This is a genomic window from Hydrogenophaga sp. GW823-FHT04C09 (assembly GCF_058796355.1).
In genome coordinates, this window is sequence record NZ_JBXAIO010000003.1 from 71,009 (window position 1) to 80,397 (window position 9,389).

The 9,389-nt window shown below is 65.7% G+C and carries 9 protein-coding genes and 2 tRNA genes; 2 read left to right on the forward strand and 9 right to left on the reverse strand.

The window, feature by feature from the left end; translation table 11 throughout:
- Nucleotides 1–298: 298 nt before the first annotated feature.
- Entirely contained in the window at nucleotides 299–1,918 is a 1,620-nt protein-coding gene (locus AC1Q9M_RS09400) for a sensor histidine kinase (protein WP_382325370.1), read from the forward strand.
- A 15-nt stretch (nucleotides 1,919–1,933) separates the two neighbouring features.
- On the opposite strand, the gene AC1Q9M_RS09405 is transcribed toward AC1Q9M_RS09400, so the two are convergent.
- The 6 genes from AC1Q9M_RS09405 to AC1Q9M_RS09430 all read right to left on the reverse strand — a co-directional run bounded on the left by AC1Q9M_RS09405 (nucleotide 1,934) and on the right by AC1Q9M_RS09430 (nucleotide 5,587).
- Entirely contained in the window at nucleotides 1,934–2,377 is a 444-nt protein-coding gene (locus AC1Q9M_RS09405; protein WP_382157157.1) for a hypothetical protein, read from the reverse strand.
- Nucleotides 2,374–2,718, reverse strand: a complete 345-nt coding sequence (locus tag AC1Q9M_RS09410) for a PTS sugar transporter subunit IIA (RefSeq protein WP_444686780.1) — start codon at nucleotides 2,716–2,718, stop codon at nucleotides 2,374–2,376. The genes AC1Q9M_RS09405 and AC1Q9M_RS09410 overlap by 4 nt, the downstream gene beginning before the upstream one ends.
- A 22-nt stretch (nucleotides 2,719–2,740) precedes the next feature.
- The gene (locus tag AC1Q9M_RS09415) at nucleotides 2,741–3,514 is read right to left on the reverse strand and encodes a hypothetical protein (protein ID WP_382157155.1); all 774 of its coding nucleotides are present in this window, start codon (nucleotides 3,512–3,514) and stop codon (nucleotides 2,741–2,743) included.
- Between the two features lie 19 nt (nucleotides 3,515–3,533).
- Complete coding sequence (locus AC1Q9M_RS09420; RefSeq protein WP_492433471.1) at nucleotides 3,534–4,151, reverse strand: hypothetical protein; 618 nt, start codon at nucleotides 4,149–4,151, stop codon at nucleotides 3,534–3,536.
- A gap of 169 nt (nucleotides 4,152–4,320) precedes the next feature.
- The gene (locus AC1Q9M_RS09425; RefSeq protein ID WP_382157151.1) at nucleotides 4,321–4,983 is read right to left on the reverse strand and encodes a hypothetical protein; all 663 of its coding nucleotides are present in this window, start codon (nucleotides 4,981–4,983) and stop codon (nucleotides 4,321–4,323) included.
- Between the two features lie 16 nt (nucleotides 4,984–4,999).
- Nucleotides 5,000–5,587 carry a hypothetical protein gene (locus AC1Q9M_RS09430; RefSeq protein WP_291112465.1) on the reverse strand — a complete coding sequence of 196 codons (588 nt, stop codon included), beginning with the start codon at nucleotides 5,585–5,587 and terminating at the stop codon, nucleotides 5,000–5,002.
- A gap of 218 nt (nucleotides 5,588–5,805) precedes the next feature.
- Between AC1Q9M_RS09430 and AC1Q9M_RS09435 the strand changes: the two genes are divergently transcribed.
- A complete protein-coding gene (locus AC1Q9M_RS09435) occupies nucleotides 5,806–6,477 on the forward strand; it encodes a hypothetical protein (protein ID WP_444686782.1) in 672 nt (223 codons plus the stop codon).
- Between the two features lie 64 nt (nucleotides 6,478–6,541).
- Here the strand turns inward: AC1Q9M_RS09435 and AC1Q9M_RS09440 are convergent.
- The 3 genes from AC1Q9M_RS09440 to lon all read right to left on the reverse strand — a co-directional run bounded on the left by AC1Q9M_RS09440 (nucleotide 6,542) and on the right by lon (nucleotide 9,307).
- A tRNA-Cys gene (locus AC1Q9M_RS09440) sits at nucleotides 6,542–6,615 on the reverse strand.
- Nucleotides 6,616–6,687: 72 nt separating this feature from the next.
- Nucleotides 6,688–6,763: transfer RNA gene (locus AC1Q9M_RS09445), tRNA-Gly, on the reverse strand.
- A gap of 111 nt (nucleotides 6,764–6,874) precedes the next feature.
- Nucleotides 6,875–9,307: an endopeptidase La gene (gene lon, locus AC1Q9M_RS09450; protein WP_382157147.1), complete on the reverse strand. Its 2,433-nt coding sequence runs from the start codon at nucleotides 9,305–9,307 to the stop codon at nucleotides 6,875–6,877.
- Between the last annotated feature and the right edge of the window lie 82 nt (nucleotides 9,308–9,389).

A 9,389-nucleotide genomic window follows, 5' to 3' on the forward strand; every position in this document is an offset into this window, starting at 1 on the left:
CGGCCTCGCGCGGCGCGACATCGGCAAACGACTGCTTTCGAACTAAAGCGCGGCGCCATGCCACACATGCCCGGCCCTGTGTGGATGGCGCCCTCCATTGGGGGCCGCCCAAGCGTGTCAATTTGCTCGGAATGGGCGGAAAAATTTGAGGACGTTTGACGCGGGACGCAACGCCGAGTCGCACAGCCGCCACAGGCTGCTGGTATGGTTGACGCCGCACGCGCCGCCCCATCTCCGGGCGTTGGCTGGTGTGCAAGGCTGCGCACGGCAGCGCCACCGACAGAAAGCACCTCTCCCCATGCCCACCCTTGAACCGTCCGCGCCCCCCTCGACCCAGGCCGCAGAAAAGGCCTCCCGCGCCCTGACGATCGAGCGGTTGCAGGAACAGGCGGCGCTGGCGCGTTCGATTGCCGACCGCTTGCCATGGCAACTCGCGCACTTCGATCTCGATCTGCGCTGCCGCTTTGGCAACCAGGCCTTCTGCGACGGCCTGCGCATCGACCCTTCGGCGCTGGAAGGCCGGCCGTTCCAGGACTGTTTTCCCCAGGATGCCCTGCCCGCCCTGCTGCCGCGCTTCATGCAGGCCCTGGGTGGCGAGAAACAGCTGCGGCTCACGGAGCAGTCCACACCGGGAGGTGCCCACACCTTCACCGAGACCTCGTTCACGCCCGACGTGCACGACGGCGTGGTCCGGGGGGTCTTCGTCGAAACGAAGGAGGTCGCCGGGCGAGCGCGCGTGGACGACCTCGCGCAGAACAAGCGCCGCTTCGACCTCATGGCCGATGCGCTGCAGGACTCCTGCATCTACTTCCTCGACCCGGTGGGGCGCATCACCGAATGGAGCGAGAGCGCGCACCGCCTGCACGGCTTTTCCCGGGAACAGGTGGGGAACATGCACCTGGCCGACATGGCCGCGCCGCGCGTCGGTGAAGAGGCGGAGATCGGCATCGACGACACCATCCGGCTGGCCATCGATCGCGGCCAATGGGAAACCCGTGGCTGGCTCAAGCGCGCCGGTGCGGAGGCGTTCTGGGGCCAGACCCTGATCACAGCCCTGCGCGGCGACAACGGCGAGCTGGAAGGGTTGTCCTGCATCACGCGCGACATGACCGCGATGAAAGACCTGGACCGGGTCATGAACGACCTCAACGCCGAACTGGACCGGCGCGTGACCCAGCGGGTGCGCCAGCACACCGTGCCGAACAAGGACCTGGACATCTTCACCCACTCCATCACGCACGATCTGCGTGGGCCGGTGCGGCACATCAACACCTTCGCCGGCCTCATCGCCGAGGAACTGGGCGAGAACGCCAGCGAAGAGATCCGGCATTTCCGCGATGCCATGAAGCGGGCCTCGCAGCGCCTGAACGCGATGATCGAGAACCTGCTGACCTACTCGCGCATCGGCCGCATCGACCTGCACCCCGAGCGGCTGGCGATGACGAACGTGCTCGAAGGTGTGGTCTCGCGCCTGCGGCAGGCCGCCCCCGATCGCCAGATCCAGTGGGAGATCCAGCCCGATCTGCCGATGGTGGTGGCCGACGCGGCGATGGTGAACGACCTGTTCACGCGGCTGCTGGACAACGCCATGAAGTTCACGCGCAAGGTCGAGCCGGCCGAGATCCAGATCGGCTGCCGCACGGAGAGCGACGGCACCTGCCTGTTCTTCATCGTGGACAACGGCGCCGGCTTCGACGTCGCCAAGGCCAGCAACCTGTTCCTCATGTTCCAGCGCCAGCACCACTCGCTGGACTTCGAGGGCTACGGCGCGGGCCTGGCCCTGTGCCAGCGCATCGTGCAGCGCCACAACGGCCGCATCTGGCTCGACAGCACGCCGGGCCACGGCTGCGCGGTCTACTTCACGCTGCCCGTGGAAACGGCGATGGCGGCGTCCGGACTGGCCGCGCTCGGGTGCTGATCGCGCGGGCGGCGCTCAGCCGCCCGACAGGCGCGCCAGCCAGCGGCGCAGCAGGTGCGCCCTGCGCTGGCGCCGGCGGCCGATGTCGAGCAGGCGGATGGCGGCGGCCCGGCATTCGGCCAGGTAGCGCTCGCGCTGCGGAATCTCCCAGTCCGGCTCGTTGAGGGCCTTGTTGCGCACGGCCGCGAGATAACGCAGCCGCCGGTCCAGCCGGGCCGGCACCGGGTGGCGCACGCTGTCGAGCTTGGAGTGGATGCCCCGGCCCTTGCCACCGAAGTCGCGCGCCAGCACCGAGTCGATCACCGCGGTGATGTCCAGCACGTCCTGCATGGCTTTCATGTGCGGGGTCTTGACCGTGTGCTGGTACATGGGGATGACGTCGCCAGCGCGGTCATCCGGATGAATGTCGCCCCGCGGGCGAAAACCGGGTGTGGCGGAAGACACGAGGGATGGGTTCATGGTGCACAGACTCCAGCAAACGGTTCCACGGTTCGGGCATCGGGGGCGGCAGGCTCGCGGCCCATGGCGTTCTCCTCCGCCAGAACCGCCAGGCACTTCACACAGGACACCGGCTCGCCCGAGCGGGCTTGCCATCGATGGAAGATGCCGCTGGGCCGCGCACCACACAGCGCCTTGCCATCGGGCGGGGAGTGCTCGGACCACAGATGAACGACCACCCCCAGATCGACACCGGGACCGGCCCCGACGGCGCTGAGCCTGGCGGGCACGGCGGTGGCCGCGGGCGCCGATGCCCGATCGGCGGCACTGCGCGGGCAAGGGATGTTCAGGGGGTACAACAAGGTTCGCTCCCGGGTGTTCGGCTCACAACCACACGCTCCTGCGCCCGCTCTCCATCGCCTCCTGGTTCTGCAGCTCTCTCACGGCGGCCCGCACGAGGATGTGATCGAAGGCCTTGAGAATCTCGCTGGTGCTGGTGAAGGCCTCGCTGGAGGGCATGGCGGTGGGCACATCGCGGGCTTGCCGCGGGTTGCCAGACTGGGAGGGGCCCTTGCCCGTGATGTGCGCATGCCGCAATGCGGCCCGCACGACCTCTTCGCCGGAGACACGTTGCCAGCGGTCCGACCGGCGCAGGTGGGTCACGCCCTGCCCCGCCGCGTTGCAACTGTGAACGACCAGGGGATCGTCCGGCAGGCGCGGTGCGAACGCGAGGTGCACGATGCTGTTGTGCGCGACCTCCTCGTCGGTGAGGCTGGCGGTCTGGGCCCATGGAACGGGCGCCAGCCGAAAGAGCATGTCGGCCAGTGAGCCGCCCAGACCCGCGGTGCTCATGGTGTCGAACACCGACAGGGCGAACGGCCGAGGCTCGTGGGGGTCTCCGGAGCGCAGTTCGCCCCAGGCGCTGGTTTCGGTGAAATCGAGCGAGCCAGGGCCCGAGTCGGCATCGAGCTGCGAATGCGCGTGGACCACGCGAAGCATCACGGCAGGCCCCTGCCGTGGCGCATGCTCGCGCTCCTGCAGCACCTGGATGATGCTGGAGAGCAGGTACTTGTGGCACGCGAAACAGGACGCCGGGTTGTGCCGCGGCGCGCGCCGTGCGCTCAGTCCGTACAGGTGGGCGTGGTCATCGCTGTGCATGGGCAACCGGTGCTCGCCATCACCCCTGGGCCGCGTGTTTCATGAGGTAGCCGGTGTCGATGGGGTCCGACACCCGAACGACCATGTGCGTGCGGATGCCCACGATGGTGACCTCGGCGGGCAAGGGATCGGACACCTCGGCGACCAGCGTGTCGATGCCATGGCGCACCGCCCAGGCCTGCAGCGGCTCCGAAAAATGCCGCCAGCGCTGGACCATGCCGAACCGGTCCACACCGGAGATGGAGACGCGCGCCACATCCTTCGCGTGCATGGTCAGGCCGTAGAGGTAGACCCCCACGAAGCGGCCGGTGAAGGTCTCGCCGTTGCCGACGGCCACCTCGGAGCGTTTGACCGCTTCCCCGATGGCACGCACCAGAAGGGAGGAGCCGTCCTCGGACGGCCAACAGGGTGTGATGAAGGACGCCAGCCTGAGCGTGGCCTCCTTGAGGTTGGGCTGCTGCGCCCAGCAGGACAGACCGAACCCCTCGTAAGGCTGACCGGCCAGCGCATCGTGGATCCACTGCTCGGGCCCACCCGACTCCAGGGTCTGCAAGGGCCAGTAGGCGGTGCCTCCACCGCCCTGGACCGCCTTGCCCTGGCGGGTGCGCGCCGCGTTGAGCGAAAAAATCTGCGTCATGTCGAGCCGCGCGCGCGGGAAGGCGCGGACGCATCATGCGCTGAGCGGATCGGCCAGGACCGCGACGGGAGAGATGAGAGCCACGTTTCAAGCATCCGGGTATTTTTCTACCCAATGCCTCGGCGGCCGCCCGGTCTACGGTGCCGTTTTGCCCCGTAGAGGGAAGGTGTCAGCCAAACTTCGGCATCTGGTTGCGCGATTGGCGGTACGCGGCGATGCGGGCCTGCACCTCGGCGCGCGCTTCGTCCATGCGAAGGTCCTGCGTGGCGCAGGCGGGGCAATGCGCGGGGCCCTGGTGCTGCTTGACCACCGGGTGCTTGGTGTTGCAGGCGCCGCACTGCCGGACTTCGATCTCGCGGCTTTGCAGCCCCTCGACCAGCAACGCATAGGTCTCGAACGTGATGCGCTGGCTGTCGCCCACGGGCGGCACCGTCCGGCGGTACTTGTTGTAGACCTCGATCATCTTATCCAGCGCCTTGCCGAAATTCGTCTCGACCACGGCGTACTCGCCAATGCCGCGCGATCCGAAATGCAGGGCCATCAGGTACGAGGCCTCGAAGCGCTCCGCCGCGCTGTCGAGGAAGGTCTTGGCCGTAGTGGTTTGTCCCAGGCCTCTGGGCCGCTTGACCTTGATACCGTACTGCCCAAGGCGGCGGTCCATCTCCTCTTTGATCCGCTGCTCGCTCACGTCGGTGCCCAGCAGCTTGACGATCAGCTTGGTGCGCGAGGTCAACTCGATCAGGGCCTCGAATCGCTCGTCCGATACCTGGTCCTCGAAGAGGACGCGTTTGTGTCCAGAAGAAGCAAGGGCTCGGCCTGCGGTGTTGATCATGGTGATGTCCCTGGTTTCAGTGAATGCGGTTCTTCGAACGCCGGCTCATGACCATGAACTGCGTTTTCTGCGAAGAGGTCAGGTCGCGCGTGGCGGCGGCCTCGAAGTAGTGGTCACTGGCCACCGGAAACATCACCAGGCCCGGGTTGGCCGAGATGTCCCAGAGTTCATGCGGTCCGAAGCGGCGGACGTGCACGGCTTCGCTCATCGAAAGATCGAACAGCACGCAGGCCTCGTCGAACGAGGTCTTGATGCTGTCGACGCGCACCGCCAGCGCCATGAAGGCCTCCTGGCGATTGGCGGCCTCGAATTCACCCGGCTGCACCAGGGACGCCGATGTCGTGGGCAGCAGCCCCGTGTGGATCATCATGGAAAACAGCGGATGCGAGCAGTCCGCCAGCTTGATGACTTCGTCCTCGCTCAGCAGGGCCAGCAGCTCCAGCAGGTTGCGCTGCCCCGGGAACCAGCGTGCGATGACACGTGGGTCGACCAGCTCGGAACTGCGCGCGATGTGCCAACGCCGGGCCAGCGCCTTGAGGTTTTCGGCGCGAATGGCCCTTTCATAGGTGGGCAGGTGCAGATTGCCTTGAATCCGCGAGTCCATCAGCGCTGTCATCATCTGTGTACATTCCCCTGTCTGTTCTTGAGCTGCGTCGCCAACGCGCCCGAAAGGCGCATTGTGTTACTCCCAGCCAGCCGGTTGGCGTCTACCATGGCACCAGGCCATTTGCGACGCCCACACCCCAACGCCCAGCCCTCATGCCAAGTCTTGAACCTCTGTCTATCGGCGATCTTTCCACGCGCTTTAGGGCTCGATTGAGAATGAGCCTGGATCGCCTGGGCTTTCCGGGCGCCATGCGTGAAAAAAGTCGCGAACTGGCCTTCAGGCTCGGGGTGGACGAAAGCCTGGCCTCGGCCTTCCTCACAGGCGATGTGCTCCCGGACTACGAGGCCCTGCTCACCCTTTGCGCGCTGACCCAGCAATCACCCGGCTACTTCCTCGACCCCAGCGCCGACGCGCTGCCCCAGGGCACCCGGGTCGTCCCGGCCATCGGCCCGGGCGAGGACCTGGCCATCTGCCTGCCCGAAGACATGGCCGGTGGGCGCGCCACCCAGGATGCCGAGCTTTGCTATTACCGCGCCCGCAGGGACATGGGCTTCGGCGTGAGGGCCGGCGACTGCATCCTGGCGGGGTTCGTGCCGATGGAGCCGGCCTCGATGCAGAAGGACCGCATCTACCTCATCGGCTGCGAGACCGGCTTCGATCTGCGCCGCTGCGTCGTGCAAACGCCCGTGCGGGCGGCCTTCACCAGCTTCGACGGCAAGTCCGCCCAGACCATCAAGCCGCACGTCGCGGCGGTGGGGCAGGAACGGCCGAGCTTCCGCGCCGAAGGCCTGGGTGACGAGGTGCATGCCTTCGCGGAAGTGATCGGCCTGCTGCGAGGTGCGCAGAACCTGCCACTCGAACCCAACGCCCTGGACTTCCAGGGCTAAGCCGCAGCGAGCAGACGAAAAAAAGCTCGCCATGGGCGAGCTGGATGTTTCGATCAGGTATTTTTGGAGGCGCGATCCGGAGTCGAACCGGACTAACCGGATTTGCAATCCGGGGCATAACCGCTTTGCTATCGCGCCGTCAGGACCGGCATCAAAGACACCGATCTCAAACTCCGACAAAAAAGGGAAGCAGAGCTTCCCTTTTGAATTTGGAGCGGGAAACGAGATTCGAACTCGCGACCTCAACCTTGGCAAGGTTGCGCTCTACCAACTGAGCTATTCCCGCATTTCTTACCACCTGCTGCTGCATCTGCTATTGCGTTTGCCGCTGCATTTCGGTAAGCCATGATTCTAACCCGAAAAAAGGGGCTCTTTCAAGTCCCCCGAAATTTTTTGATCAATGTTTCACCGCGTCGGGAGACGCCGTCGGCTTGCTCACGCTGGCCGCCGCGATCTGGGCCGCGACCTCTTCTTCGGTGAGTGGCACGGGCTGGCGTTCGAGCGCGATGGCGAGGACCTTGTCGATCCATTTCACCGGCACGATCTCCAGGCCCTGCTTCACGTTGTCGGGAATCTCGGCGAGGTCCTTCACGTTCTCTTCCGGGATGATCACGGTCTTGATGCCGCCACGCAAAGCGGCCAGCAGCTTTTCCTTCAGGCCACCGATCGCCGTGACTTCACCGCGCAGCGTGATCTCACCCGTCATGGCCACATCGGCGCGCACGGGAATGCCCGTGAGCGACGAGACCAGCGCGGTCGTCATGGCCGCACCGGCGCTCGGGCCGTCCTTGGGCGTGGCGCCATCGGGCACGTGGATGTGGATGTCGCGCTTGTCGAACTGCTCGTCCTTGATGCCCAGCATGCGGGCGCGGCTGCGCACCACGGTGCGGGCCGCTTCCACCGATTCCTTCATCACATCGCCGAGCGAACCCGTGCGCGTGATCACGCCCTTGCCCGGCATGATGGCCACTTCGATGGTCAGCAGATCGCCGCCCACTTCCGTCCACGCCAGACCGACCACCTGGCCCACTTGGTTCTGCGCCTCGGCACGGCCGTAGCTGTACTTGCGCACGCCCAGGAATTCGCTGAGGTTGTCGGCGCTCACCACCACGGTGGGCGTGTACTTCTTGAGCAGCAGGCCCTTGACCACCTTGCGGCAGATCTTGGAGAGCTCGCGTTCGAGCGAACGCACACCGGCTTCGCGGGTGTAGTAGCGCACGATGTCGCGCACGGCGTCGTCGCGCACGTCCAGCTCGCCTTCGCGGATGCCGTTGTTCTTGAGTTGCTTGGGCAACAGGTAGCGGATCGCGATGTTGGTCTTCTCGTCTTCCGTGTAGCCCGAGAGGCGGATCACCTCCATGCGGTCCAGCAGGGCCGGGGGAATGTTCATCGAGTTCGATGTGGCGACGAACATCACGTCGGACAGGTCGAAGTCGACTTCGATGTAGTGGTCACCGAAGGTGTGGTTCTGCTCGGGGTCCAGCACCTCCAGCAGCGCGCTCGAAGGATCGCCGCGGAAGTCCGTGCCCAGCTTGTCGATCTCGTCGAGCAGGAACAGCGGGTTGCGCGTGCCGACCTTGTTCAGGCTCTGCAGCACCTTGCCCGGCATGGCACCGATGTAGGTGCGACGGTGGCCGCGGATCTCGGCTTCGTCGCGCATGCCGCCCAGCGCCATGCGCACGTACTTGCGGCCCGTGGCCTTGGCCACCGACTGCCCCAGCGAGGTCTTGCCGACACCGGGTGGGCCGACCAGGCACAGGATGGGCGCCTTGACCTTGTCCACGCGCTGTTGCACCGCGAGGTACTCGAGGATGCGGTCCTTGACCTTCTCCAGGCCGTAGTGGTCTTCGTTCAGCACCGCCTCGGCATGCGCGAGGTCGTGCTTGATCTTGGTCTTCTTGCTCCAGGGCAGGCCGACCAGCGCATCGATGTAGTTGCGCACCACGGTGGCCTCGGCCGACATGGGCGACATCAGCTTGAGCTTCTTGAACTCGGCATCGGCCTTCTTGCGCGCTTCCGCGGGCATCTTGGCGGCCTTGATCTTCTTCTCGATCTCTTCGATGTCGGCGCCCTCTTCGCCTTCGCCGAGTTCCTTCTGGATCGCCTTGACCTGCTCGTTCAGGTAAAAGTCGCGCTGGTTCTTTTCCATCTGGCGCTTCACGCGCCCGCGGATCTTCTTGTCGACGTTGAGGATGTCGACCTCGCGCTCGAGCTGTTCGAACAGGTTCTCCAGCCGCTTGTTGACCGGATCGAGGTCCAGCACCACCTGCTTGGACTCGAGCTTGAGCGGCAGGTGCGCGGCGATCGTGTCGGCCAGGCGGCCCGGGTCGTCGATGCTGGAGATCGAGGTGAGGATCTCCGAAGGGATCTTCTTGTTGAGCTTGACGTACTGGTCGAACTGCTGCATCACGGCGCGGCGCAGTGCTTCGAGTTCGTTGGACTGGGTGTCGGCCCGCTCCACGGCCGGGTCGACCGGGCTCACGCTGGCGATGAAATGGCTTTCTCCATCGCGGATGGTCAGCACCTTGGCGCGCTGCACACCTTCGACCAGCACCTTGACGGTGCCGTCAGGCAGCTTGAGCATCTGCAGGATGGTGGCGACGCAGCCCATTTCGAACATGTCGTCGGTCGACGGCTCGTCCTTGGCGGCGGCCTTCTGGGCCACGAGCATGATGCGGCGCTCGGCCTCCATCGCGGACTCCAGCGCCTTGATGCTCTTGGGCCGGCCCACGAACAGCGGGATGACCATGTGCGGGAACACCACCACATCGCGCAAAGGCAGGAGTGGCAGTTCGACCGGCGTGCTGGGAAGGGGGGTCTGTCCGGACATTTCAACCTCGACTAAAACGGGTAAATGGGGTCGGTGCGAGCGATCTCAACCGGACGCATCCGTGACGGGGTTGGTCGAAGCC